Source organism: Mesorhizobium sp. M1329 (assembly GCF_040318035.1).
In the GTDB taxonomy this organism is placed as follows: domain Bacteria; phylum Pseudomonadota; class Alphaproteobacteria; order Rhizobiales; family Rhizobiaceae; genus Mesorhizobium.
This window is the reverse complement of the sequence record NZ_JAMYLN010000001.1, coordinates 1-24,667: the sequence shown is the minus strand read 5'-3', so window position 1 is coordinate 24,667 and position 24,667 is coordinate 1. Positions and strand designations below refer to the sequence as shown.

Here is a 24,667-nt window from a genome sequence, read left to right as displayed (position 1 = left end):
GCGGCAGTTAGGATCTCTCATCGAAATCCAACCCGGGATTTGGTGTTCGATCCGGCTACGCCCGTCGTGGCCGTGAAAAAAAGCGGGCGGCGAACCGCCCGCGTAGATTTAGCGAACCACGTAAGGCAGCAAGCCGAGGAAGCGGGCGCGCTTGATCGCCTTGGCGAGTTCGCGCTGCTTCTTCTGGCTGACGGCGGTGATGCGCGATGGCACGATCTTGCCGCGCTCCGAAATGTAGCGCTGCAGAAGCCGCACGTCCTTGTAGTCGATCTTCGGCGCATTGGCGCCGGAGAATGGGCAAGTCTTGCGGCGACGATGGAAGGGGCGCCGGGTTGGGATCTGATTGATGTCGACCATTATTCTGCGGCTCCTTCAAAGCCTTCGCGCGGACGGCGCGGGCCACGATCGGCACCGCCATCGCCGAAGCTGCGCGGCGGACGATCACCACGGTCCCCGCGATCGCGGTCACCGAATGAGCGCGGGCCACGATCGCCACGGTCGCGATCGCCGAAGCCGCCGCGTTCCGAGCGCTCTTCGCGCTTCTGCATCATTGCCGACGGACCTTCCTCATGCGCATCGACCTTGATGGTCAGGAAACGCAGTACGTCCTCGGACAGGCCCATCTGGCGCTCCATTTCATTGAGCGCGGCCGGCGGGCAGGTGATGTCCATGAGTGTATAATATGCCTTCCGGTTCTTGTTGACCCGGTAGGTGAGGGACTTCAGTCCCCAGTTCTCGACCCGGCCGACGGACCCGCCATTCGCGGTGATGACGCCCTTGTACTGTTCGACAAGCGCATCGACCTGCTGCTGCGAGAGGTCCTGCCGGGCAAGAAACACATGTTCGTATAGAGCCATAGTGTTCGTGCCTTTCTTCGTTTCTCTCCCGGTTCCCGGCGGCAAAAGCCTCTGCAACTTCTCTGACCCGCAATCCTTGCGAAGGCGGGGAAGAAAGGAGCATGACGAGACGGTCGAGAGCGGAGACACGGGAGGCGGAAGCGCTTCTGGCTTCACGCGAAGGTTTAGAAAAACCTCCGGCCCTCCGTTCAGCCCCCAGCAAGGACCGGCAGATTGCGAGCGTCTATACAGGAATTTGACCGCAAAGCAAGGCCAAACCACGGAGCAAACGGCCCTACCGTCCAGAGCGCCACGGGCCTCGAGGCAAGGTTTTACGGATTTTTTGAAACCGGCCCTTAACCACCATGCGAAGTTCCAGCACCGGCGGGCGTGGCGGCAACCCGTCGTTCATCATGCGGATGCAAAACCAAACGGTCTGCGCGAGGTCGGCAGCAAGGCGGTTTGGGGATAAAAATGCTTTTCGACAAATTCTGCCGTTCGAAGAGCGGCAACCTGTTCAAGCAATTGGGCGTCGAATGGAGAGGCTGCGTCGAAGCGCGGCCCGGAACCAACAATGTTTCCGACATTTCGCCCGACCAAAACAAACCGGACACCCTGTTTGTACCCTATTTCGCGCCGGACGATCCAGGTAACGCTAAAAATCCAAACAGCTCCTACGGCAATTCAGCGACCGGCTACAACAATTCCTATCTCGACGATACCGTTATCTCCCTGCTTCCCGGCCTCACCGGCGACATGGCGAAGTACAGTTTTTCGACGATGAAACTGATCAACGACAAGAGAGGCCCGCTGACTATCGGCCCAAACCGGGCCTGCCCGACGCCGATAGTGCCGCTGACCGACGATTTCGACAAGTTGCGTAAGGCCGTCGGTGAGATGATCGAATGGAACGGTTCGGGGACCAATGTTTCGGAAGGCTTGTCATGGGGGATGCGGGTGCTCTCGCCGGAACCGCCTTACAGCGACGGCGCGCCTTTCAGGGCGTCAGGCACGACCAAAACGGTGCTGCTGCTCACAGACGGCGAGAATGTTGTCTATGGCGCGAAGGATACGCCACAGAAGTCGGACTATGGCTCTTACGGATTCCTGGCCTCGGGTCGGTTTGGATCCAGCGACCAGACCGCGGCTGCGCGCAATGTCGACGATTGGACAACCAATGTATGCAACACGTTGAAGAAGCAGGACGTGCAGATCTTCACAGTGCTGCTGCAGGCCGACACCGCAGCCAACCGCAAGCTCTACGAGGCCTGCGCATCGTCGCCGTCGGACTATTACCCGACCAACGACGTCAGTCAGCTCGAAAGCGTCTTCTTGAAGATCGGAAGCTCGATTTCGCAACTGCACTTGACGAACTGAACGACGTCGGCCGCTCTCCCGCCGCCACTGCTCAACTCGTGTGTGCAGCCACTTTGCCTGTTGTTTCAGGGAAAAAATCGGGCGCCGCATGGCGCTTGCCGAACATCATGTCGTATTGCAGCAGACGGAAGTCGCGGATCGCCGGATCGATCTCTTTCTGACGCGACCAATCGGGGGTGGCGTCGCCCCCCGGTGCCAAAAGCAAATTGCGATCGATAACGCGGTAGCGATCCCGCAACTGGCCGAGGAAGCCGGTGTAATAGGGATGACTGATGCCGGCCGTCTTGAGGATATGGTAGGGCAGAAAGGCCGGGCTGACGGCGCCTAGATCCTCGGCCGGGCCGCCGCGGTTCGACCAGACGATCAACGGCGTCTGGTGGTGCAGCAGCATCTGGTCGGCCGCCTCCTTGCGCGGCGCGACATTGTCCTTCAGGAAGCCGGTCTCGACGTAGACCGGCCCAAGCGGCGGCAGATGGTCGCCGAAGAAGGCAATGACGGTCGGCCGCTCGCGTTTCTTCGCCCATTCGATCAGCCGCTCGAGGCCGCGGTCCGCGTCGGAAGAGCCTTCGGCATAGCTCAACAGCGATTCACGCGCCCATTGGCTGATCGGCGCCTGCACCTTGTGGGTCGGATTGTTATAGCGATACGGCTCATATGGTCCGTGGTTCTGCAGGCTGACGGCGAAAAAGAAGACCGGCTCGGCGCTGGTATCGGCCTCGTGGATGATCTCGTCCGTCATAGCTGCGTCCGACGCGAGCGGTCCGCGTTTTTGCATGGGCGGCAACGTTTCCTCGGACTTGAAGTCGTTGAAGCCGAAATCGGCATAGACGGCTCCCCGGTTCCAGAACCAGTTGGTTCCGGGATGGATGGCACGCGCGCGGTAGCCCTGACTTTTCAGGAAGGTCGCCAGCGAGGGGGTCGGTGTCCGCACATATTGCTGGTAGGGAATGCTGCCCGCCGGCAGGAAGGCGTTGGAAAAGCCGGTCAGGGCCTCGAACTCGATGTTGGCCGTCATGCCGCCGAATTCGGGCGAGAACATGTAGCCCGTGCGCAGTGCCCGCACATTGGGGATAGGGTCGGGTGTGATGGTGACGCCGGGCAGCTTGGTCGGATCCCAAAAGGATTCGCTCATGACGACGATGATGTCGGGCTTCTCGGCGGGTACCGAGGCCGTTACCTGCGGTTTGCCTATCGCTTCGATCGCCTTGTCGGAATAGCCGGGCGGCGCCGAGACGTGGGCCATCGGGACGTTCAACGCGAAGGCGAGCGCAAAACCGTTTGAGGCATAGTTTTCCTTCTGGTCCCACATGATCGGGATGATCTGCAGCCGGTCGCGCGTCCACGAGAAAGTGGCATAGTCCATGATGGAGACGAAGAAGGCGATCAGCGGCACCGTCAGCGTCAGCCGGGCAAGGCGGCCCTTGTGGCTGAGTGCCGGGACCCGGCGGCGCCATAGCCGCCAGCCATAGACGAGCAGCGACAGCCCGCCGACGATGCCGATCGCCAGGGCAATGGCGGTTCCCGGGCGATCGCGTACCAGGAGCGGCATCAGTGCCACGATCTGCCGGGAATAGAGGAAATCGGTCGGATAGAGCGGATCGCCGAGATAGAGCGACTTCTGGTGGCCGACGAACGCCAGCGACAATGTCAGCGGCGCGACGATCATCAGGCTCTGATGGCTGCGGCCGAGCACGGCGTCGAGGCCGATGAGGATCAGAGCAAAAATGATGATCGTGGTCCAGCCGGGTTTGAAAGGCTGGAGAAAGAAATCAACGGTGCCGGCAAAGTTGCCGCGCACGATCAGTTCGATGGCAAACACCAGGATGGCCGCAGCCAGCAAGCTGATAAGCCCATAGCGGATGACAGGCCATTTGCGCGCCGGCAGATAGCCGGTCGACGGATCGCCTTCAAGAAACTGGGGCGCCGCCTCGGCTGCGCTCTGCTTGGTCTTTGCCACTTCAATAGTTCCCCGGCCCGCAACAAAAGCGTCACTCGATTGTCATCGAACTGTCACGCAAAGCTTAGCGCCTGCGGCGGAAATAAGAAGAGCCAGCAAACAAATCGTGAGCGGTTTTCATCATGAGTGATCGCCAAAAAGCCTGCCGAAACAGGCACTCGGCCGACATTGCGCGGTCAAGGTTGGGCTTGACTTGGCCGCACGCCTTGCGTCACAGGCAACGAGAACCAGCAGCTGGGAGCCGACTATGGCCATCGCATTCACCTTTCCGGGGCAGGGCAGCCAGGCTGTCGGCATGGGCAAGGACCTCGCCGATACTTTTGTGGAATCACGGCGGATCTTCGAGGAAGTCGACGACGCGCTCGGCGAAAAACTATCGCAGCTGATCTGGGAAGGCCCGGAAGAGATGCTGACGCTGACCGCCAATGCCCAGCCGGCGCTGATGGCGGTGTCACTTGCCGCAGTCCGGGCGCTGGAGGCGCGTGGCTTCTCGCTGAACGGCGAGGTCACCTATGTCGCCGGCCACTCGCTCGGTGAATATTCGGCACTTGCGGCCGCTGGTTTCGTTTCGGTCGCCGACGCCGCCCGGCTGTTGCGTATCCGCGGCAATGCCATGCAGGCGGCTGTACCGGCCGGCGAGGGCGCCATGGCGGCGATCATCGGGCTCGAACAGGCCGACGTCGAGGCCGCTTGCGCAGAGGCCGCCCAAGGCGCCGCCAAAGATCCCGCGCAAGCCTTGGTTTGCCAGATCGCCAATGACAATGGCGGCGGCCAGCTGGTGATCTCCGGTGCCAGGCCGGCGGTCGAACTGGCGGCGAAGCTATGCACGGAGAAGGGCGCCAAGCGGGCGCTGATGCTGCAGGTCTCGGCGCCCTTCCATTCGGCATTGATGAAGCCTGCGGCCGAGATCATGCGGGAGGCGCTGGCCGCCGTGACGAAGAGTGCGCCGGTCGTGCCGCTGGTCTCCAATGTTACGGTGACCCCGACGAGCGATCCCGACGAGATTGCCCGCCGCCTCGTCGAACAGGTGGTCGGGCGCGTGCGCTGGCGCGAAACGGTGGAGTGGTTCGGCAGCAACGGCGTCGGCACACTTTACGAAGTGGGCGCCGGCAAGGTGTTGTCGGGGCTGGCGCGCCGCATCAACCGCGATATTGCCACCGCTGCCATCGGATCCGCGGCGGATGTCGAGGCGGCGCTGGCGAAACTTGCATAATCAACTGGCGATTTGACACCGCTCCATGCGAAGGGTGTTCGCTCAGATCAGGAGGCAAGAATGTTCGAATTGACCGGCCGCAAGGCGCTCGTCACCGGCGCATCGGGGGGCATCGGCGAGGCGATCGCCCGCGTGCTGCATGCCCAGGGCGCCATAGTCGGCCTGCACGGCACACGTATCGAGAAACTGGAAGCGCTGGCCGCCGAACTGGGCGACCGGGTCAAGCTTTTCCCGGCCGATCTTTCCAATCGCGACGACGTCAAGGCGCTCGGCCAGAAGGCGGAGGCCGATCTCGAAGGCGTCGACATCCTCGTCAACAATGCCGGCATCACCAAGGACGGGTTGTTCGTACGCATGTCTGATGCCGACTGGGATAGCGTGCTCGAGGTCAACCTGACCGCCGTGTTCCGGCTGACCCGCGAGCTTACCCATCCGATGATGCGACGCCGCCATGGCCGCATCATCAACATCACCTCAGTGGTTGGCGTCACCGGCAATCCCGGCCAGACCAATTACTGCGCCTCCAAAGCCGGTATGATCGGCTTTTCCAAGTCGCTGGCGCAGGAGATCGCCACCCGCAATATCACCGTCAACTGCGTCGCCCCGGGCTTCATCGAATCGGCGATGACCGCCAAGCTCAACGACAAGCAGAAAGAGGCGATCATGGCGGCGATCCCGACCCGGCGCATGGGCACGGGCGCCGAAGTCGCCTCTGCCGTCGCCTACCTCGCTTCCAATGAGGCAGCCTACGTCACCGGCCAGACCATTCATGTCAATGGCGGCATGGCCATGATCTAACACTTGGGAAAACGCTTCATTCCATCTTGGATGCACGGGATTTTTCGTGTAATGCCGCCCGCAACCCGGCGGTTCGGGCAAAAACCGGTCCTGTTCCGCTGCGTTTCCGGAAGGACCATCTTTCAGCTTGATTAGCGGCATTCTGCCCGCTAACGAAGACAGACAACCAAAAGACGAGGATGCCCAAATGAGTGACACCGCAGAGCGCGTCAAGAAGATCGTCATCGAGCACCTTGGCGTCGATGCCGACAAGGTGACGGAGCAGGCGAGCTTCATCGATGATCTGGGCGCGGACAGCCTCGACACGGTCGAACTTGTCATGGCGTTCGAAGAAGAGTTCGGTGTCGAAATCCCGGACGACGCCGCCGAGACCATCCTGACTGTTGGCGATGCGGTGAAATACATCGACAAGGCCTCCGCCTGACGCTATTTGCAGTCATCACCGGGGAGGACCTGCGATGAGGCGTGTCGTCGTCACGGGCCTTGGGCTGCTTTCGCCGTTCGGCATGGGCTTCGAGCACAGCTGGAAGGAGCTTCTGACCGGCCGCAGCGCAGCCAAGCGCATCACCGAATTCGAGGTGGAAGACCTTGCCTGCAAGGTCGCCCACGTCATTCCGCGCGGTGACGGCTCCAATGCCACTTTCAATCCTGAAGCCGTTCTCGAGCCGAAGGAACTGCGCAAGATCGGCGACTTCATCCTGTACGGGATCGCGGCCGCCGACGAGGCACTCAAGGATTCCGGCTGGCAGCCGAAGACGCATGAGGAACAGTGCGCCACTGGCGTGCTGATCGGTTCGGGCATCGGCGGCATCGAAGGCATCGCCGAGAATGCGATGATCCTCAAGGAACGCGGTCCGCGCCGCATCAGCCCGTTCTTCATTCCCGGCCAGATCATCAACCTCGTCTCCGGTCAGGTCTCGATCCGGCATGGGCTGAAAGGCCCCAACCATGCCGTCGTCACCGCTTGCTCGACCGGTGCGCATGCCATCGGCGATGCCGCCCGGCTGATCATCTGGGGCGATGCCGACGTTATGGTCGCGGGCGGCGCCGAAGCGCCGGTGACGAGGCTCTCGATCGCCGGATTCGCCGCTTGCCGCGCGCTCTCCACCGAGCGCAACGACGCGCCGCAAACGGCCTCACGCCCCTATGATCGCGATCGCGACGGCTTCGTCATGGGAGAGGGCGCCGGTGTTGTCGTGCTCGAGGAACTCGAACACGCCAAGGCCCGCGGCGCCAAGATCTATGCCGAGGTCACCGGCTACGGTCTGACCGGTGACGCCTATCACATCACCGCGCCTGCCGAGGATGGCGACGGCGCTTTCCGTTGCATGACCGCGGCGCTGAACCGGGCGAAGCTGACGCCGGCCGATGTCGACTACATCAACGCGCACGGCACCTCGACCATGGCCGATACGATCGAACTCGGCGCCGTCGAGCGGCTGGTCGGCAACGCCGCCTCGAAGATATCGATGTCGTCGACCAAATCGTCGATTGGCCACCTGCTGGGCGCGGCTGGTGCTGCCGAGGCGATCTTTTCGATCCTCGCCATTCGCGACAACATCGCGCCGGCGACCATCAATCTCGACAATCCGGAGCGCGAAACGGCGATCGACCTGGTGCCGCACAAGCCGCGAGCCCGGCAGATCGACGTGGCGCTGTCCAACTCCTTCGGCTTCGGTGGCACCAACGCCTCGCTCGTCTTCCAGCGCTACAATGGCTGACCGCTCTGCCGGTTTCCGTCTGCCGTCAATTTTGCCATATTCGCCCCTACTCTGCCCGAGGGGATTCGTCGCAAGATCAATTGGTAGGGCGCTATGAACACTAATCCGGCCGATAACGGGGAATTCGGGCAACGGGCGGCAACGCCCGGCCCGATCGTGCCGAAGACGGCCAGCGAGGCGTTGCGGCCCGAGGCCGGCACGCCGCCGCCGAAGCGCTCGCGTGCCTCGCGCAGCCAGTTCGTCGTGTTCATGAACTTCGTCATCTCTTCGGTGATGCTGATGGTCCTGGCGGCAGGCGTTGCGCTGTATTTCGGCAAGCAGGAGTTCAACGAGCCTGGCCCGTCGGCCAATGGCGACACTTTCCTGGTCAAGCCGAATAGCGGCGTCCAGGAGATCGCCGACCAGCTTGAGCGGCGAGGGCTGATCAGCGACGCCCGTATTTTCCGCCTTGGCGTACGCGCCTTCGGCAATGATTCCGCCCTGAAGGCCGGCGAATACGAGATCAAGCCGCAGGCGTCGATGCACGATATCATGGAACTGCTGAAGAGCGGCAAGTCGGTGATGTATTCGCTGACTATCCCCGAGGGGCTGACGGTCGCGCAGGCGCTGCAACGAATCGCGGAGCAGGACGCGCTGACCGGCGATATGCCGTCGACCACTCCACCTGAGGGCAGCCTCGCCACCGACACGTTGCGTTTCACCCGCGGCGCAACACGCCAGCAGATGGTCGACAAGCTTCTGGCCGACCAGAAGAAGCTGGTCGACGAAGTCTGGCAGCGCCGAGCACCGGATCTGCCGATCGCCAACATTGAGGATTTTGTCACACTGGCCTCGATCGTCGAGAAGGAGACCGGCAAGGGCGATGAACGCTCGCGCGTAGCCGCCGTCTTCCTCAACCGGCTGGCCAAGGGTATGCGGCTGCAGTCGGATCCAACCATCATCTACGGCCTGTTCGGCGGCAAGGGCAAACCCATCGACCGCCCGATCTATCAGTCGGACATCCAGAAGCCGACGCCCTACAACACCTATCTGATCAACGGCTTACCGCCGACGCCGATCGCCAATCCCGGCCGTGCGGCGCTGGAGGCCGTCGCCAATCCGTCGAAGACCAGCGATCTCTACTTCGTCGCAGATGGCAGCGGCGGGCACGTCTTTGCCTCGACGCTCGATGAGCATAACGAGAATGTCGCTCGCTACCGAGCACTGCTGAAAAAGCAGGCGCAAGACGCCGCCAAGGCCGGGGCAACCAACACCGGGGCCGACACGCCGGCGGGAGCCATCGTTGACGATGCGGGCGCCACCGCCGCCCAGTAGGGCCGGACGCCATCAGGTTGGCCCTGTGCATGTCCGGGTGGATGTGCAAGGGCTGCTATGGCATTGAAATTCACGTGATCCTGTCCGGAGAAATCGCTCCGGCTTGAAGGGCATTCGGCAAAGGGACGCACGGCTACATGAACTTGCAGAGCATGACCGGTTTTGCGCGCAGTGTCGCCGAACACGACGGCACTTCGATTGCCTGGGAAGCCAAGTCCGTCAACGGCAAAAGCGTCGAGGTCAGGCTGCGGCTGCCGCAAGGTTTCGACCGGCTGGAGCCGGCCGTCCGGCAGACGGTACAAAAGCGTTTTGCGCGCGGCAATTTCCAGATGACGCTGACCATTGGCCGCGCCGCCGGCGCGCAAGTGCAACCCGTGGTCAACGAGGCTTTCTTGAAGGATCTGGCGGGGTTGGCCAAGCGGCTGCAGGAGCAGTTTGGAGTAGCCCCTCCGGGGGCCGACGGGCTGCTTGCGCTGCGCGGCGTCCTCGACATTCCCGAAACCATCGAAACCGAAGAGGCGCGCAGTGCGCTTGATACCGCGATACTGTCGGCGCTGGAAGCTGCATTGAGCGGGCTGCAGCAGGCGCGCCAGGGCGAAGGTGCCGCGCTTCGTTCCCTGCTGTCCGGCCATATCGATGCCATCGAGGCGCTGACGCTGCGGGCCGAGGCCGATCCATCACGCGAGCCGGCCACGATCCGCGAAAGGCTCGCCGAGCAGATCCGCCTGTTGATGGACGCGTCTGCCAACCTGGATGCCAGCCGGCTGCATATGGAAGCGGCGTTCCTGGCCACCAAGGCCGACATACGCGAGGAAATCGACCGGCTGAAGACGCACGTGGTGTCGGGGCGGGCGCTGCTCGCCGGCGGTGGCGCCATCGGCCGCAAGCTCGATTTCCTGGCACAGGAATTCAACCGCGAATCGAATACGCTGTGTTCCAAGTCGAATGCCGCTGCGGTCACCGCCATCGGGCTGGAACTGAAGGCGGTCGTCGACCAGTTTCGCGAACAGGTCCAGAATCTGGAATGATCCCGATGCCAAGCCACATGACTGCCAAGCCCCATGACCACTAGGGATGTGGGTTCCCGCATTCGGCGCCGCGGGCTGATGCTGGTCTTGTCGTCGCCGTCAGGCGCTGGCAAGTCGACGATTGCGCGCAACCTGCTGGAGAGCGATTCCAGCCTCGAATTGTCGGTCTCGGTCACCACGCGGCCACGCCGCGGCAGTGAGATCGAGGGCGTCCATTATCACTTCCGCACCATGCGCGAGTTCGAGCGGCTGCGCGATTCGGACGCGCTGCTCGAATGGGCCGAGGTGCACGGCAATTGCTACGCGACGCCGCGCGAGCCGGCTGAACAGGCGCTGGCCGAAGGCCGCGACATGCTGTTCGACATCGACTGGCAAGGCGCCCAGCAGCTCAAGGAGAAGATGCGCGCCGATATCGTCTCGATCTTCATCCTGCCGCCATCGATGAAGGAATTGAAGGCGCGGCTGAAGCGTCGCGCCGAGGACCAGGAAGCGGTGATCGAGACGCGGCTCAAGAACGCCCGCAACGAGATCGAGCACTGGAAGGAATATGATTTCGTCATCGTCAACGACGATCTCGACCGCGCTTTCGCCGAGGTGCGCGGCATCGTCACGGCCGAACGGCTCAGACGCGATCGCCGGCCGGGCCTGTTCGATTTCGTCTCGGGGCTGCTCGACGAAAAGACGGATTGATCAAGGCGCTGTCCCCGCGACCAGGATCAGATTGCGGCTGAGCGCGGCGTCGCGCAGTTCCAGTGCCGCGGCATATTCTGGGGAGCGGTACCAACGCCGCGCCGTGTCCATGTCGGGGAATTCCACGATGATCAGCGGCCCGGGAGACCAGTCGCCTTCCAACATTTCCACCTCGCCGCCGCGTACCAGATAGCGCCCGCCATGCTGGGCGATGGAGGCAGCCGCGCGGGCGCGATAGGCTTCGATAGCCTCTGCGTCACGGATTGTGACGTCGGAAATGACATAGGCGGCCACTGTTTGTCTCCGGGCAGGGTCTGTCCGGCTATCTATGCCATGAGTGCGGAAATTCCACGCGGACGCTTCCCGGCATCACACCGCATTCGTCAGCCGCACGAATTCCTCGACGCTGAGCGTCTCCGCACGCCTGGTCGGATCGATGCCGGCGCGGGTGAGCAGCGCCTCGCCGCCGAGGCTTTTCACGCTCTGCCGCAGCATTTTCCGGCGCTGGCCGAATGCCGCTTCGGTGACGCGGCTGAGCCGTTTCACCTCTGCCGGCAAGGGGTTGGCGCGCGGCACCAGATGCACCACCGAGGACGTCACCTTGGGTGGCGGCGTGAACGCCTGCGGCGGTACGTCGAAGGCAATCCTCGCCTCCGTCCGCCAGCTTGCCAGCACGCCGAGCCGGCCATAGGCCTCGCTGCCGGGGCTGGCTGCAATGCGTTCGGCAACCTCGCGCTGGAACATCAGCGTCATCGATGCGTAGAAAGGCGGCCACTCGGTGACGGTCAGCCAGCGGATCAGCAATTCGGTACCGATATTGTAAGGCAGGTTGGCAACGATTTTCGCCGACCCGCCGCTTCCCGGCACTCCTTTGGCAAGCGCTGCAAAATCAGTTTTCAGCGCATCGCCGGCTACGATCTCGAGCCGACCCGGATAGTGGTTCGCGATCTCGGCCAAAGCCGCCAGGCAACGCTCGTCGCGCTCGATCGCGACGACTCGCCGGGCGCCGTTGAGGAGCAGGGCTCGAGTCAGCCCGCCCGGGCCGGGACCGACCTCGATAACCGTAACATGGGAAAGGTCACCGGCGGCTCGCGCAATCTTGCTTGTCAGGTTAAGGTCGAGCAGAAAATTCTGGCCGAGCGCCTTTTTCGCCTGCAGCCCGTGGCGCTCGATCACCTCGCGCAGTGGCGGCAGGCCGTCTATGGTCATCGGACTGGGCTCATCGGGCTGGGCTCATCGGGTTAAGGCCATCGAATTGGGCTCATTGGGCTCAGGGGCCTACGGCCTTTTCCCGGCATCGGCAAGCAGGCGAGCGAGTTTCAGCGCCGCAATCAGGCTGTCGGCACGGGCGATGCCCTTGCCGGCAATGTCGAAGGCGGTGCCGTGGTCGGGCGAGGTGCGGACGAAGGGCAGGCCGAGCGTGACGTTGACTGCCTCGTCAAACGCCAGCGTCTTGGCCGGGATCAGCGCCTGGTCGTGATACATGCAGAGCGCCACGTCGTAGCCGGCGCGGGCGCGAGCGTGAAACAGCGTGTCGGCCGGCAATGGCCCGAAGGCGTCGATCCCTTCCTGCCTCAGCCGATCGATCGCCGGGCGCACGATCCGCTCGTCTTCGGTGCCCATCGCGCCGCCTTCGCCGGCATGCGGGTTGAGGCCAGCAATGGCGAGCCGCGGCTTGGCAATTCCGAACCGGTTTGCAAGGTCGGCGGCGGTGATGCGGCCGGTGGCGACGATCAGGTCGGTCGTCAGCGCCTTCGGCACCTCGGCCAGTGCGATGTGGATGGTGACCGGCACGGTGCGCAAGTCCGGACCGGCAAGCAGCATCACAGGCGTCGCTTCGGTGCCGGTGTGAAGCGATGCCAGATGCGCCAGATATTCGGTGTGGCCGGGAAAGCGAAAGCCGGCATCGTAGAGCGGCTTTTTGGCAATGGGGCAGGTGACGACCGCGGCAGCCCGGCCGGCCAGGCAGTCGGCAACGGCGCGGTCGATCGCCTCGATGATGCCCGCAGCGTTGGCTGGATCCGGGCGGCCGGGACTGTCGACGAAACGGGCAGCAAGCGCCACCACCGGCAGCGCGCGCGAAAACACCCCCGGCGCTTGCGCCGGCGTCGTCTCGACAATCGCGATATCGGTGCCGCGCCTGTGCGCCCGCGCGGCAATCAGTGCCGGATCGGCAAGGAGATAAAAAGACGGAACGCCAGCGCTATCGCGGGCCCGCCAAGCAGCGATGGCGATTTCCGGCCCTACGCCGGACGGATCGCCGACGCTCAACGCCAGCGGAAGCTCTGCATCAGGCACGGCGATCGCGACTTCAGCGCTCGATTATGCGGGCTTTCTTCCGCAACTCCTCGACATATTTCTTCGAGAGCTCGTCGGCGTTCTTGTCGCTCGAATCTTCACTCTGGAACACCATCTGCGCGGCTTTGTCGTCTGACACTTCGCGCGACGAGCAGATGCCGATGAATTCGACACCGCGGTCGGTTTCGCGGGTCGTGGTGGCGCCGCCGACCTTTGTAGCCTTTATCTGCTCGGCCCAGTCCGCCGGCAATTGCGGCGCCAACACCCGGCCGAGATCGCGAACAGTGACATCGATCAGGCCCTTGGCGAATTCGCGCGTGGTGTTGCAGCCGTTGAAGCGGGCGCGCATGGCGTCGGCTTCGCGTTTGCGCTTGGCCAGCGTAGCGCTTCGCTCGGCGGCCGGCACCACGAAGATGACCTGCTGCAACATGTACTCTGTGGCGCTCGGTTTGCTACCGCCTTTTTCGAGCATGCGCTTGACGAGGTCCTGCTCGCCCATTGCGCCGCCGCCGTCGCTAGAACGGTGACGCGCGGTCAGCGCCTGGTTCCAGGCCATCTGCGCCCGGATAAAGTCCTTGAAATGCTCCTTGGTGACGCCGGATTGCGCCATCGCGCCGTCAAGCTGCTTGAGCGGCATCTTGTTGCTGGTAGCGAAACGCTGATAAGCGGCATCGACCTGCGCGTCGCTGATGCGGATGCCGAGCCGCCGGGCTTCGGCCAGACGCAGCGTCTGATCGATCATTTCCTGGCCGGCATCGCCCTTTCTGTGCTGCAGGCGCAGGAAAGCGGCCCGATGCTGGATGTCGCCGGTGGTGATCGGTATGTTGTTGACGACGTATTTGATCTCGGTGGCGAAAACTGGCTGCGTCACTGCGGTGGTCGAGAACGCCACCAGCAGCGCGAACCCTGCTGAAAAGAGGTATTTCCTCATCGAAAGCATCCCAATTCCATCCCGATTCGGCCCAACCTATCCCAGTTCAGGCCGTCAAAATTCGTGCCTGCTCTATGCGGCGAAACAATGTCGTCCGCCAGCCGCCCCGTTGCCGACCGCTGCCCGTTATTGGATGGTGTCGATGGAGCGTTGCGACGAGCCGAAATCGCCAAGCGTACGGAACGACAGGTTGAAGCCGACGTTCTGCGATACTTCCTTGGTGTTCAGGTCACGTCTTTCCGAAAACGTCATCAAATAGGTAAAGCATGAATCACTATAGGCAAAGCCGACCCCGTCCTTGACCAGAACGCTCTGCTCCAGATCATATGTGCCGGTGCCAAAGACGCGCCAATTCTCAGCAAGATGTGTCGAGGCGCCGAGCGTAACCTCATGGCGATCGGTCGAGAAGCCATAGAGCGGCTGCGCCTGGATGAAGGCGTATTTGGCGCTCAGCGATACCGGCAGGCCTGAAAAGGCGGCCTTTACCTCAGCGCGGCGGATCTCGAAGCTTTGCTCGTCGAAACGGCCGCTGACCGAGCCGGAAAACCCGCTGGGGCTGTTGAAGCCGACAAGGCCGACATAGTCGGAGGTTGCAGTTTCAAGACCCGAATAGGCGCCGACATTGACCAGGTCCGGCGTGCCGAACGAGTTCTGGCCGCCGAGCTGGTAGGATTGGCCGAACACCGCATTGGTGCCCCAGCCATTGTCATATGCGCCGGAATAGCGCAGCCCGACATTGGCGCGTGTGCCGCCTTCCATGCGGTCATAGCCCGAGAACTTGTCGCGCTCGAACAGCGTCGTGGCGTCGAAGACGAAGCTCTGGGCGTCCTCGTTGGGGACCGCCAGCCCGCCGACATATTGCTCGTTCGGACGCATGAATACTTGCGCCATCGGTTCGAAGACATGGCTGGAACTGGTCATCGAGAACAGCACCGGCCAGCGCATCTCAAGCCCGGCCGTCGCCATGTAGCGGGCAAGCGATGAACGCATATCGTCCTCGACGCCGAGATTGGTCGCCATCTGGTTGATGGCGTCGAGCGAGGCCGAGGAGGCGTTGACGTAGCCGGCGTCGCCGCGCAGCGCCAGGAGCGGTGTCAGCAGCAGCCCGCCATCGGTGGTGAAGGTGCGCTTCCATTCCGCTTCCGCGGTAAGGCGGCCGGATTGACCGTCGATGCCGCGGACGTTGTTGACGGACGAAGGGATGCCCGAATTTGCAAGAGCCGTATCGAGCCTGTCGCGGTCAATGCCCCGCGCGTTGACGTCGAACGACAGCTGCCCGCCGGCCACCGGCATGTCGGGGATATAGGCGTAGTCGAGCGAGGGCAGCACCCAGGGCTGCTTGGCGGCGCGTGCGGTCGGATCATTGGCGAGCGTGTCTTCCTGAACGTCGAAGTGCATGGCGCGCACATCGAAGTAATTGCGATCGTTGAGCCCCGTCAGGTACACCTCGGAGCGGTGCACGCTATCGTTGAAGCCATCGATGTCGTAGGTGCGCGCGAAATTCTTGTCGCTCTGCAGCAGGATGTCCCAGCCGAAGTCCCAGCGCGGGTTGATGGCGAACTGGCCCTGGGTGCCCATCATGCCGCGGAACCTGTTCGGGTCGCCTGCTGTACCCGAATTCACGTTGTGGCCATTGTCGTCGATGAAGGCGTCGGGATTCTCCTGCCGGATACCCGCAATCTTCAGGCTGTACTGACCGTTGTTGAAGCGCTGCCGCCACTCGGCCTCACCGAGGAAACCTTGCTTGGTATAGCCGCTGCCGGTGACAGTGAGATCGTAGGTCGGCGAGAGCGCGAAATAATAGGGGACTTTAACACCGACGCCGAGATCGCTCTTGTAGGCGACGCCGGGGATCAGGAAGCCGCTCTTGCGCTTGACCGTTGGGTCGGCGATCTCGAAAGCCGGCAGATAGGCCAGCGGAAAGCCGAAGAACTCGAAATTCGAGTTCTCGAAGCGAACCGTCTTCTTCTCGCCGTTCCAGATGATCTTCCTGGCCTTGATACGCCAGGTCGGCGCTTTGTCGGGCTTGTCCTCGCACGGCTCGCAGGCGGTGTAGACGCCATTGTGGAACGTCGTCAGCACGCCGCCCATGCGCTCCGCGCTTTCGGCGGCGAAATACGCCTTGTCTATGGTCTCGACACGCAACGCGTTGACGAAGCCGTCCGCGAAATCGTCGGTGATGTCGGCATGCTGCGAATAGATTTTGGTGCCGTCGCTATTGACGAGTTCGACATTGCCGCTGGCGACGAGACGTTTGGTGTTGCGGTTGTATTCGACCCGCTGGGCGACCAGACGGTTGCCGCCATAGTCGATCTGGACGCCGCCGACGGCCGTCACAGTCTGCTTGTCGTTGTCGTAGACCAGCGTATCGGCTGCCAGCAGCATCTGCGTGCCGCTCGGAACCTTCGTTGCCAGCTCACTGACGTCCTGGGCAAAAGCCGGAGCAATCGGGGCGACGCTGGCAAGCAGGCATGCCAAGGCGCTCGCCGCAGAGAGGCGTGCCAAACCGGCGTGCCTATGGCTGCGCAAAACCGCCTCCCTCACTAGCCGTCTTCCTTGTATAGCAGGAATGTCACCCCGAAGAACATAGCCACGACAACCGGGACCCAAGCCGCTACGGCAGTGGGTACGAATCCCGCTACGCCGAATGCCTTGACCAGCACCGAAACGACATAAAGCAGAAAGCCGGCCACGATGCCACCCAGAATCATCGTTGCCGACTGCCCCATCCTCGCAAATCGCATTGATACCGTTGCCGCAATCAGCGTCATCGCGACAAGCAGGAAAGGCAGCGCAATCAGGGAATTGAACTGCATGGCGAAGGCATTTGCTTTGAGGCCGAAGGAGCGGGCCACTTCGATCTTGCCGGGCAGATCGTAGAAGGGAATGGTCTCAGGGCGCGCCAACCGCTCTTGCACGAATTCCGGCTTGAGATTGGTCGGCAGCCGATCGCTGGGCAACGACTGGATGGTGCCGTCCCGGAACACCTTGACGTCCTGCAATTCCCAGTAGCCGTCCCGCAAAAAGGCGCGCGCCGCATCCTTGCGCTCGATGATGTCGCCTTGCGGGCTGAAACTGAAGAAGACAGCGTCGGCCATCTCCAGGCCTTGATTGAGAATGGCGCGCGCGCCGATGATGGTGTCGCCGGCGTTGGTTTTCTGCCTGATCCAGGGCGCGGCATCGGCCGAGACGCTGTTCGACTTGCCCGAACGGAGCTGGGTCTCGATCTCCTCCGACCAGGAATAGGCGTGCGCGGCTACCGGATTGATGACGCCGACCGACAAGGCTCCAAACAGCAGCGCCCCGATGCAGCATGGCAGCAGGAACTGCCATGCGGAAACCCCGGCGGAACGGGCGATGACCAATTCATACTTGCGATTGAGCGACACCAGGGTCGCCATCGCCGAGAACAGGCCGACGAACGGCACCGTCTGCAGCATGATCATGGGCATCCTGAGCCCCGAAATGGCGAACGCAGTTGCGTAGGTGAAGCCCGGCACGCCGGTCGTGCGGCCGGAAAGCTCGGTGAAATCGATCAGGAACACCAGCGCCAAGAGGCCGATGAAGAACCAGATGGTGATCGTCACATAGCGAAAGAAGAAGTACCGACCCAGAGTCCAGCCCATCAGCCGGCTCCCTGTCCGGATGCGCCATGCCTGGCAAAACGGAGCTTGATAGCGCCCCAGCCGTCACTGAAGCGGCCGGCAAGATTGGTTATCCAATCGGCCCAGGCAACCGGCAGTTCCATGGTCCGGTTGGAAACAATGAACCAGATGGCGATCGCAGATGCCATGATCGGGACGCCGTAGACCATATAGGCATATTGCGGCACCTTGTCGGCCTTGCCGGCGGCAAAGAACCCGAGCCAGCGTACGAACAGCGCGATCGCGATTGCCGTGATCAGCGGGTGCACACGCGCCTCGCGATGCGAGCGCGCATCTCCGGCGACGGCGAGCGCGATCAGCGCGAAGACGAGCGAATAGGACCACTCGGAAAAACGCTGGTTGAGCTCGGCCAGGTACCTGTTCGGCTTTTGCTGGTACATCTTGTCGTTCGGACTGGGGTTGAGCAGATACTGGGTCGTCCGGTCCTTCGGCAAAAGCAGGATGTCAGATGATGCCGACATGAAAGCGGACAAGTCGAAGGCATAGGAGGTGAACCGGATCACCGAGAGGTCGCCGGTCATGGTTTTGCGATGGATGACGCCGTCATTCATCATCAGCACCTTCTCGTCGCCGCGTTCGATGATGCTGCCGGTCTTGGCGTAGTAGATGAGATTGACGCCTTCTTCGCGCGAATCGGCGACGAAGATGCCGCCGAGGCGATTGTCGGGAAGCCGTTCGCCGACCTGCAGGAACAGGCCGTCATCAATCTTGCGGAAGGTGCCTTCCTGGATGATCAACGACAACAGATCGGCACGCGACGACGCAATCAACTCGCGATTCTTCTGGCGTGCGTATGGGTCGACGCCATTGTCGACGGCGAAGGAAAAAACGCTGGCTGCGAGTGCCAGAAGCATGATCGGCCTGACGATAGTCCAGCGTGATGCGCCGGCGGCATTGATGACGGCCAGCTCCGAATCCGAATTCATCACGCTGAGGATCTGGGCGACCGCGACCACCAGGGCGAACGGCACGACGATCGGAACGATCGTCGGGATGATCAGCGCTGCGACTTCGAAGAAGGTGAGGGCCGACTGACCGCTATCGGTGACGAGGTCGATGCGGGCGAGCACCTGAGTCGTCCACACGATCGCCAGCGTCCAGACGAGCGCCAGCGCGAATACCGCGAAAGCACGGCGCATGATGTAACGTTCAACGACCTTCATGAAGGCTTTTCTCGGCGATTTCGAACGGCATCATGCCTTGGAACAAGGTAGTCGTCCGGCGCCGGCTGCACAACTGGCTCAGTTTGGCGGTTCGATCTGGGTTCTGTTCCGGATCGCAAAGTCCGCTGGGCCGGAGTGTCGGCGGCAATGGATAAGAAAGGGCGAACATTGTTGGTTAACAACAGGTTGCGGCGGGAAGCGGGGCCGTGCCGCGACGAATCGTGGATGGTTCGATATCGCATATGGGAGCGATTTCGGCCAAAGTCTTGTCAAATGCGGCAAAACGACCAAATGTCGCGCCGGTCGCGACCGCCGCGGCGTGATAAGACGGGTCAGGATCTGTTGAGCCCCAGCATGGAAGCGGAAAAATTGCGCAGTCAAACCGGTCGGGAAACCGTCTTTGACGGCGCGATCGTGGTCGGCGCCGGCGCGGCCGGCCTTGCCGCCGCCCACGCCTTGATGAAGGCCGGCGTACCGACGCTCGTCCTGGAAAGGGAGAGCCGGCTTGCCGAACCCTGGCATCGGCGGCACCAGCGGCTGCACCTCAATACGCATCGCGATCTCTCGACGCTGCCCGGCGTCGGCTATCCCGCAGGCACCCCGGCTTTTCCGCATAAATCGGCCGTCATTCGCCATCTGAACGATTTCAGCAAGGCGCATGGTCTGCCGGTTGCATTCGGCGTTGCCGTTGAAGAGATCACGTTCGATGGCGATCACTGGACCGTGCGGACGAACGCCGGATTCCGTCCGGCGCGCCATGTCGTCGTCGCAACCGGGCGCGACCGGCAGCCGTTTATCCCCGCGTGGAAAGGCATGAACGATTTTGCAGGCCGGATTATCCATTCAGCCGATTTTGGCGCGGCGAAGGACTACGCCGGCAAAAAGGTGCTGGTGGTCGGAGCCGGCAATTCGGGGTTCGACGTACTTAATCATCTTGCAAATGCAGACGCCCAAAGCATCTGGCTGTCGGCCCGCAACGGCCCCTCACTGCTGCCGAAACGCATTGGCAAGGTCGCCGTCCACAGGCTTTCACCGTTAATGGCGAGCTTGCCGGTGCGACTGGCCGACGCGGTGATGGCGACAACCCAGCGCCTGGTTTTCGGCGACCTGACGAAATTTGGGCTTCCGCCGGCCGCCATAGGCGGTGCGAGCCGTCTGAGCGCCGACTACACCGCGATCGCAGCCGATGACGGCGCGGTTCGCGCCATCAAGGCAGGCACGATCGTGGTGGTGCCACCATTGCGGGAATTTACCCAGGACGGCATCGTATTGAATGACGGCAGGTTGATCACGCCCGATATCGTCATTGCGGCGACCGGCTATCGCACCGGTCTGGAACAGATGGTCGGCAAGCTCGGCGTTCTCGACGGCAAGGGCGTTCCGCTTTTCAATGGCGGCGACGCCGATCCGAAATTGCCCGGTCTGTGGTTTACCGGCATGCGGCCGAGCATTCGCGGTTGTTTCGCCAACGCCCGCATTCAGGCCAGGGCGATAGCGGCGCGGATTGTCAAGCAGCGATAGTGAGCCGGACTATGCCGACTGTTCCGCCCGCAATAGACACGCCTTGTTGAAACGTGCTCGAACCGAAAGGTCAATGATCATGACGCCAGTCAGCATTCGCTACATGGTCGATGATGTCGCCGCCTCGATCGACTTCTACTGTGGACATCTGGGCTTCGCTGTTGAACAGGACGCGCGACCGGCTTTTGCTTCCGTCACACGCGGCGCGCTACGGCTCCTTCTAAGCGGACCCGGCAGTTCGGGTGCACGGGCGATGCCGGATGGCCGGCAGCCGGTGCCGGGAGGCTGGAATCGCATCCTGTTGGTGGTGCCGGACCTGAAAGAAGAGGTTGCGCGCCTCAAGAGTGCTGGACTTGTCTTTCGCAACGATATCATAACGGGCGTCGGCGGTTCCCAGACCCTGCTCGAAGACCCATCGGGCAATGTCATCGAGCTGTTTCAACCCGCCGCTCACTGACGCAACAACACGGCACCTTCGGTCCGATCTGCCCAATCGAACGCCTCCCGCGATAAATCCAACGCACTTCCCCGAAAGCAGGACATGATGAATTCAAGACCCTCGATCGCCTTTGCCAAATTCGCCGCGCCCAAAAAAGGCAGCGTTTTCGTTCTGTCGGCCGACGAGGGCGGCCTCGGCGATGCCGCCAGGGCTTGCGATCCGGCAAAGACCCTCGATCGGGCTTTTCCTGTCGCCGACTTCACCGGCAAATTCGCCAGCATAGTCGAAGTGCTGGCACCGGAAGGGACATCGCTCGAGCGGCTGGTGGCGGTCGGCACCGGCAAGGGCTCCAACCTCGATGACTACGCCTGGCTGAAACTCGGCGGCACGATTGCCGCGTCCTTTCGCAAGGCAACCGAAGTGGCCGTCGTGCTCGATCTTCCCGGTGCGGCCGTCAGCGGCAGGCAAGCCGTTCAGCTTGCAGCGGGCATCCTGCTGCGCAGCTATTCCTTCGACAAGTACAAGACCAAAAAGAACAATGGTGACAACAAGCGCGAGCCAAAAAAGCCGGTCAAGGTGACTATTCACACCGCCGATCCGGCTGCTGCAAAGAAGGCCTTCGCCGATGAAGCGGCAATAATCGACGGTGTCTTGCTGGCCCGCGATTTGGTCAATGAACCGGCCAATGTTTTGGGACCGGTGGAATTCGCCGCCCGCATCGCCGAACTGGAGGCGCTCGGCGTCACGGTCGAGATCCTGGCCGAGAAGGAGATGAAGAAGCTCGGCATGGGTTCGCTGCTGGGCGTCGCGCAGGGCTCGCCGCGTGGCGCCCGCATCGCTGTCATGCGGTGGGACGGCGGCAAGGCCAAGGAAAGCCCGGTCGCCTTCGTCGGCAAGGGCGTCACCTTCGACACTGGCGGCAATTCGATCAAGCCGGCGTCGGGCATGGAGGACATGAAGGGCGACATGGGCGGCGCTGCTGCCGTCACCGGGTTGATGCACGCGCTGGCCGCGCGCAAGGCGAAGGTCAATGTCGTCGGCATCGTCGGGCTGGTTGAAAACGCCGTCGACGGCCACGCTCAGCGACCGGGCGACATCGTCACCTCGATGTCGGGCCAGACCATCGAAGTGCTCAATACCGACGCCGAGGGCCGCCTGGTGCTGGCCGATGCGCTCTGGTACTGTAACGACCGCTTCCAGCCGAAATTCATGATCAATCTGGCGACGCTGACCGGCGCCATCATGGTCGCGCTCGGCCAGCATTATGCCGGCTTGTTCTCCAATAATGACGAGTTGGCGGACCGGCTGACGGCTGCCGGACAGGCGACGCAGGAGCGGGTTTGGCGCATGCCGCTCGGCGCCGAATACGACAAGCTGATCGATTCCAAGAATGCCGACATGAAGAACATCGGCGGCCGCCATGGCGGCGCCATCATCGCCGCGCAGTTCCTGCAGCGCTTCGTCAAGGACACGCCCTGGGCGCATCTCGATATTGCCGGCACCGCGATGGGCGCGCCCTCCAACGAGATCAACCAGTCATGGGCTTCCGGCTTCGGCGTCAGGCTGCTCGACCGGCTGCTGCGCGATCATTACGAGCAATGAGCGGCTGGGGCGGGACTCCGACAATGTAGACTAAACGCATGGCTGAGATTCTGTTTTATCACCTGACCGAATCGACGCTGGAGGATGCGCTGCCCGGCCTCCTGGAGCGCAGTATCGATCGTGGCTGGCGCGCCGTGGTGCAGACCGGCACCAAGGAACGACGCGACGCGCTGGACCAGCATCTGTGGACTTTCCGGGACGATTCGTTCCTGGCCCACGCAACGGACCGTGAAGCCCATCCCGCCGAGCAGCCGGTGCTTCTGACCGTCGGCCCCGACAATCCGAACCAGGCGCAGATACGGTTCCTGGTCGATGGGGCGGTGCCGCCGGAGCTTGGCGGCTACCAGCGCGCCGTGTTCCTGTTCGACGGCCACGATGCGGCTCAGGTCGAGGCGGCACGCACGTACTGGAAGACAATGAAGGAGGCCGGCCACACCGTGACCTACTGGCAGCAAACGCCCGACCGGCGCTGGGAACGCAAAGCTTAGAGCATTTGCAGCCAAGTGAACTCACTGGCGCCGCAAGAATGCGAAAAACAAAAAGATGGACCGCCAGCTATCCAGAAGATCTGAGCAAGCCCGATGCCGCCCAATAAACGAACACCAGGCATGTCGATAGATGCCGCACTTGTTCGCCGGCTGATTGCGGCGCAGCTCCCCAAATGGGCGGACCTGCCGGTAGAGCCGGTCGAGCCTGGCGGCTGGGACAACCGCACCTTCCGGCTGGGCGACAGCATGTCGGTGCGGCTGCCGAGCGCTGCCGCCTATGTCGCCCAGGTCGAGAAGGAGCATCGCTGGCTGCCCCGCCTGGCGCCTCACCTGCCTCTGCCTATACCCGTGCCGCTGGCCAAAGGCGCGCCAGGGGAAGGCTATCCATGGCCTTGGTCTGTCTATCGCTGGCTTGGCGGCAGACCGGCGGCTAGTGAACTGATTGCCGATCTCACTGAGTTCGCCCGTTCGCTGGCCGGCTTTCTGGTTGCGCTCTACCGGATCGACGCCGCAGGTGGGCCACCGGCAGGGCAGCATAATTTCCACCGCGGTGGCCGGCTTTCGGTCTACGACGCCGAGACCCGAGGTGCGCTCTCGGCGCTCGGCGGCCGCATCGACAAGGCCGCAGCCGAGGCCGTGTGGGCGACTGCGCTTGCCTCGCGATGGCAGGGGCCGCCGGTCTGGGTCCATGGCGACGTCGCCTCGGGCAATCTGCTCGTCGAAGATGGCAAGCTCTGCGCGGTCGTCGATTTCGGCAGTTCGGCTATCGGCGATCCTGCCTGTGACCTGGTGATCGCGTGGACGGAATTTTACGGCGAGAGCCGCCAGGCGTTCCGCGACGCCATTGCCCTTGATGAGCACAGCTGGGCGCGCGCACGGGGCTGGGCGTTGTGGAAGGCGCTGATCGTCGCTTCGGGACATGACGGCAACCAGCGCGAGGCGGAAAAATCGTGGCGGGTTATCAATGAGGTGCTGGCGGATCATACAGAACAGTCAGAGCGGGATGGCTAATTCAGTCTGAACGCAGCCCGCTCTGATAACGAAGGCATTACTGCCCGCCCATCTCCTTCTTGAATGTGTCGAAATCGACCTGCATGCCGCTGAAGATGGTGCTCCAATGGCGGGTCAGCGCTGAAACGGCGACCGCCTCCTGGATCTCCTCGTCGGTGGCGCCGGCGCGCCTGGCATCCTGCGTGTCCGACCAGATACAGTAGTTGCACGGGATTTGCGCTGCCACCGCCAGCGAGATCAGCGACTTGACCTTCGGCGGCAGCGCCGTCTTGTCGCTGAGCTGGATGGCCTTGACCTCGGCCCATGCACCGGGCAGACCGGCTTTCGGGAACTGCTTTACGAAACTCGGTACGCCGCCCATGGTCGACTGGATGTCCTTGACGGTTGCGTCATACTCGTCTTGACCTTGCCCCTCTGATCTAATCCGGTTTGAAGTTCGTTCTGGCCATCGAGAGGACCAGGACATGAAACGTAGCCGCTTCTCTGAAGAGCAGATCATCGGAATTTTGAAGGAACATGAGGCCGGGGTGTCGGTTGCCGATCTGTGCCGCAAGCACGGGGTCAGCGACGCCTCGATCTACAACTGGAAGGCCCGCTTCGGCGGGATGGATATCT

25 protein-coding genes are annotated in these 24,667 nt (G+C 62.5%); 14 read left to right on the top strand and 11 right to left on the bottom strand.

From position 1 onward, the window contains the following. Nucleotides 1–108: 108 nt before the first annotated feature. Complete coding sequence (rpsR, locus tag NKH21_RS00125; protein WP_006203718.1) at nt 109–357, bottom strand: 30S ribosomal protein S18; 249 nt, start codon at nt 355–357, stop codon at nt 109–111. Next, complete coding sequence (gene rpsF, locus NKH21_RS00120) at nt 357–857, bottom strand: 30S ribosomal protein S6 (RefSeq protein WP_292663863.1); 501 nt, start codon at nt 855–857, stop codon at nt 357–359. The genes rpsR and rpsF overlap by 1 nt, the downstream gene beginning before the upstream one ends. A 453-nt stretch (nt 858–1,310) precedes the next feature. Here rpsF and NKH21_RS00115 point away from each other — a divergent pair, with 453 nt between their 5' ends. Then, complete coding sequence (locus NKH21_RS00115) at nt 1,311–2,213, top strand: vWA domain-containing protein (protein WP_352862629.1); 903 nt, start codon at nt 1,311–1,313, stop codon at nt 2,211–2,213. Nucleotides 2,214–2,244: 31 nt separating this feature from the next. Here the strand turns inward: NKH21_RS00115 and NKH21_RS00110 are convergent, their stop codons facing one another. Further along, nucleotides 2,245–4,170 carry an LTA synthase family protein gene (locus tag NKH21_RS00110; RefSeq protein ID WP_352862628.1) on the bottom strand — a complete coding sequence of 642 codons (1,926 nt, stop codon included), beginning with the start codon at nt 4,168–4,170 and terminating at the stop codon, nt 2,245–2,247. Between the two features lie 247 nt (nt 4,171–4,417). Between NKH21_RS00110 and fabD the strand changes: the two genes are divergently transcribed. From fabD to gmk, 7 genes are all read left to right on the top strand, one after another. Next, a complete protein-coding gene (gene fabD, locus NKH21_RS00105; protein WP_352862627.1) occupies nt 4,418–5,383 on the top strand; it encodes an ACP S-malonyltransferase in 966 nt (321 codons plus the stop codon). Nucleotides 5,384–5,443: 60 nt separating this feature from the next. After that, nucleotides 5,444–6,181 (top strand): 3-oxoacyl-[acyl-carrier-protein] reductase, encoded by a 738-nt coding sequence (gene fabG / locus NKH21_RS00100; RefSeq protein ID WP_352862626.1) that lies wholly within the window; start codon nt 5,444–5,446, stop codon nt 6,179–6,181. A gap of 187 nt (nt 6,182–6,368) precedes the next feature. Then, the gene (locus NKH21_RS00095) at nt 6,369–6,605 is read left to right on the top strand and encodes an acyl carrier protein (protein ID WP_006203723.1); all 237 of its coding nucleotides are present in this window, start codon (nt 6,369–6,371) and stop codon (nt 6,603–6,605) included. A gap of 34 nt (nt 6,606–6,639) precedes the next feature. Then, nucleotides 6,640–7,902 (top strand): beta-ketoacyl-ACP synthase II, encoded by a 1,263-nt coding sequence (gene fabF, locus NKH21_RS00090; protein ID WP_352862625.1) that lies wholly within the window; start codon nt 6,640–6,642, stop codon nt 7,900–7,902. A gap of 93 nt (nt 7,903–7,995) precedes the next feature. Continuing rightward, nucleotides 7,996–9,216 (top strand): endolytic transglycosylase MltG, encoded by a 1,221-nt coding sequence (gene mltG / locus NKH21_RS00085; RefSeq protein ID WP_352862624.1) that lies wholly within the window; start codon nt 7,996–7,998, stop codon nt 9,214–9,216. Nucleotides 9,217–9,353: 137 nt separating this feature from the next. Beyond that, entirely contained in the window at nt 9,354–10,244 is an 891-nt protein-coding gene (locus NKH21_RS00080) for a YicC/YloC family endoribonuclease (RefSeq protein ID WP_352667225.1), read from the top strand. A 33-nt stretch (nt 10,245–10,277) separates the two neighbouring features. Next, nucleotides 10,278–10,934: a guanylate kinase gene (gene gmk / locus NKH21_RS00075; RefSeq protein ID WP_023719822.1), complete on the top strand. Its 657-nt coding sequence runs from the start codon at nt 10,278–10,280 to the stop codon at nt 10,932–10,934. On the opposite strand, the gene NKH21_RS00070 is transcribed toward gmk, so the two are convergent. The 7 genes from NKH21_RS00070 to lptF all read right to left on the bottom strand — a co-directional run bounded on the left by NKH21_RS00070 (nt 10,935) and on the right by lptF (nt 18,991). Further along, nucleotides 10,935–11,228 carry a DUF1330 domain-containing protein gene (locus NKH21_RS00070; RefSeq protein ID WP_352667223.1) on the bottom strand — a complete coding sequence of 98 codons (294 nt, stop codon included), beginning with the start codon at nt 11,226–11,228 and terminating at the stop codon, nt 10,935–10,937. It lies immediately after the preceding gene. Between the two features lie 75 nt (nt 11,229–11,303). Then, nucleotides 11,304–12,143: a 16S rRNA (adenine(1518)-N(6)/adenine(1519)-N(6))-dimethyltransferase RsmA gene (rsmA, locus tag NKH21_RS00065; RefSeq protein ID WP_352862623.1), complete on the bottom strand. Its 840-nt coding sequence runs from the start codon at nt 12,141–12,143 to the stop codon at nt 11,304–11,306. Between the two features lie 69 nt (nt 12,144–12,212). Beyond that, nucleotides 12,213–13,232, bottom strand: coding sequence for a 4-hydroxythreonine-4-phosphate dehydrogenase PdxA (pdxA, locus tag NKH21_RS00060; protein WP_352862622.1), 1,020 nt, complete (start codon nt 13,230–13,232; stop codon nt 12,213–12,215). Between the two features lie 13 nt (nt 13,233–13,245). Then, on the bottom strand, nt 13,246–14,172 hold the full coding sequence (locus NKH21_RS00055) for a peptidylprolyl isomerase (protein ID WP_352667215.1): 927 nt from the start codon (nt 14,170–14,172) through the stop codon (nt 13,246–13,248). Between the two features lie 117 nt (nt 14,173–14,289). Then, nucleotides 14,290–16,707: an LPS-assembly protein LptD gene (locus NKH21_RS00050; protein WP_352862621.1), complete on the bottom strand. Its 2,418-nt coding sequence runs from the start codon at nt 16,705–16,707 to the stop codon at nt 14,290–14,292. Then, nucleotides 16,707–17,792 carry an LPS export ABC transporter permease LptG gene (gene lptG / locus NKH21_RS00045; RefSeq protein WP_023677695.1) on the bottom strand — a complete coding sequence of 362 codons (1,086 nt, stop codon included), beginning with the start codon at nt 17,790–17,792 and terminating at the stop codon, nt 16,707–16,709. The genes NKH21_RS00050 and lptG overlap by 1 nt, the downstream gene beginning before the upstream one ends. Beyond that, nucleotides 17,789–18,991 carry an LPS export ABC transporter permease LptF gene (lptF, locus tag NKH21_RS00040; protein WP_352862620.1) on the bottom strand — a complete coding sequence of 401 codons (1,203 nt, stop codon included), beginning with the start codon at nt 18,989–18,991 and terminating at the stop codon, nt 17,789–17,791. Before lptF ends, lptG begins: the two co-directional genes overlap by 4 nt. Before the next feature lie 354 nt (nt 18,992–19,345). On the opposite strand from lptF, the gene NKH21_RS00035 reads away from it, so the two are divergent. The 5 genes from NKH21_RS00035 (at nt 19,346) to NKH21_RS00015 (ending at nt 24,052) form a co-directional block, all read left to right on the top strand. Further along, nucleotides 19,346–20,512 (top strand): flavin-containing monooxygenase, encoded by a 1,167-nt coding sequence (locus NKH21_RS00035; protein ID WP_352862619.1) that lies wholly within the window; start codon nt 19,346–19,348, stop codon nt 20,510–20,512. Between the two features lie 73 nt (nt 20,513–20,585). After that, entirely contained in the window at nt 20,586–20,969 is a 384-nt protein-coding gene (locus tag NKH21_RS00030; RefSeq protein ID WP_031212013.1) for a VOC family protein, read from the top strand. An 87-nt stretch (nt 20,970–21,056) separates the two neighbouring features. Then, the gene (locus tag NKH21_RS00025; protein WP_352862618.1) at nt 21,057–22,553 is read left to right on the top strand and encodes a leucyl aminopeptidase; all 1,497 of its coding nucleotides are present in this window, start codon (nt 21,057–21,059) and stop codon (nt 22,551–22,553) included. A 38-nt stretch (nt 22,554–22,591) separates the two neighbouring features. Further along, nucleotides 22,592–23,041: a DNA polymerase III subunit chi gene (locus NKH21_RS00020; protein ID WP_352862617.1), complete on the top strand. Its 450-nt coding sequence runs from the start codon at nt 22,592–22,594 to the stop codon at nt 23,039–23,041. A gap of 120 nt (nt 23,042–23,161) precedes the next feature. Further along, nucleotides 23,162–24,052 (top strand): aminoglycoside phosphotransferase family protein, encoded by an 891-nt coding sequence (locus NKH21_RS00015; RefSeq protein ID WP_352667199.1) that lies wholly within the window; start codon nt 23,162–23,164, stop codon nt 24,050–24,052. Between the two features lie 37 nt (nt 24,053–24,089). On the opposite strand, the gene NKH21_RS00010 is transcribed toward NKH21_RS00015, so the two are convergent. Then, nucleotides 24,090–24,413, bottom strand: coding sequence for a carboxymuconolactone decarboxylase family protein (locus NKH21_RS00010; RefSeq protein WP_352862616.1), 324 nt, complete (start codon nt 24,411–24,413; stop codon nt 24,090–24,092). A gap of 103 nt (nt 24,414–24,516) precedes the next feature. Between NKH21_RS00010 and NKH21_RS00005 the strand changes: the two genes are divergently transcribed. After that, nucleotides 24,517–24,667: transposase (locus NKH21_RS00005; RefSeq protein WP_352862881.1), on the top strand; the 151-nt coding region annotated here is incomplete at its 3' end.

Coding starts and splice junctions, on each gene's coding strand:
- lptF (WP_352862620.1), bottom strand. CDS start 18,991: ATGAAGGTCGTTGAACGTTACATCATGCGCCGTGCTTTCGCGGTATTC.
- mltG (WP_352862624.1), top strand. CDS start 7,996: ATGAACACTAATCCGGCCGATAACGGGGAATTCGGGCAACGGGCGGCA.
- NKH21_RS00055 (WP_352667215.1), bottom strand. CDS start 14,172: ATGCTTTCGATGAGGAAATACCTCTTTTCAGCAGGGTTCGCGCTGCTG.
- rpsR (WP_006203718.1), bottom strand. CDS start 357: ATGGTCGACATCAATCAGATCCCAACCCGGCGCCCCTTCCATCGTCGC.
- NKH21_RS00030 (WP_031212013.1), top strand. CDS start 20,586: ATGATCATGACGCCAGTCAGCATTCGCTACATGGTCGATGATGTCGCC.
- fabF (WP_352862625.1), top strand. CDS start 6,640: ATGAGGCGTGTCGTCGTCACGGGCCTTGGGCTGCTTTCGCCGTTCGGC.
- fabG (WP_352862626.1), top strand. CDS start 5,444: ATGTTCGAATTGACCGGCCGCAAGGCGCTCGTCACCGGCGCATCGGGG.
- NKH21_RS00010 (WP_352862616.1), bottom strand. CDS start 24,413: ATGGGCGGCGTACCGAGTTTCGTAAAGCAGTTCCCGAAAGCCGGTCTG.
- NKH21_RS00025 (WP_352862618.1), top strand. CDS start 21,057: ATGAATTCAAGACCCTCGATCGCCTTTGCCAAATTCGCCGCGCCCAAA.
- fabD (WP_352862627.1), top strand. CDS start 4,418: ATGGCCATCGCATTCACCTTTCCGGGGCAGGGCAGCCAGGCTGTCGGC.
- rpsF (WP_292663863.1), bottom strand. CDS start 857: ATGGCTCTATACGAACATGTGTTTCTTGCCCGGCAGGACCTCTCGCAG.
- NKH21_RS00115 (WP_352862629.1), top strand. CDS start 1,311: ATGCTTTTCGACAAATTCTGCCGTTCGAAGAGCGGCAACCTGTTCAAG.
- rsmA (WP_352862623.1), bottom strand. CDS start 12,143: ATGACCATAGACGGCCTGCCGCCACTGCGCGAGGTGATCGAGCGCCAC.
- NKH21_RS00020 (WP_352862617.1), top strand. CDS start 22,592: ATGGCTGAGATTCTGTTTTATCACCTGACCGAATCGACGCTGGAGGAT.
- NKH21_RS00080 (WP_352667225.1), top strand. CDS start 9,354: ATGAACTTGCAGAGCATGACCGGTTTTGCGCGCAGTGTCGCCGAACAC.
- gmk (WP_023719822.1), top strand. CDS start 10,278: ATGACCACTAGGGATGTGGGTTCCCGCATTCGGCGCCGCGGGCTGATG.
- NKH21_RS00035 (WP_352862619.1), top strand. CDS start 19,346: ATGGAAGCGGAAAAATTGCGCAGTCAAACCGGTCGGGAAACCGTCTTT.
- NKH21_RS00095 (WP_006203723.1), top strand. CDS start 6,369: ATGAGTGACACCGCAGAGCGCGTCAAGAAGATCGTCATCGAGCACCTT.
- NKH21_RS00015 (WP_352667199.1), top strand. CDS start 23,162: ATGTCGATAGATGCCGCACTTGTTCGCCGGCTGATTGCGGCGCAGCTC.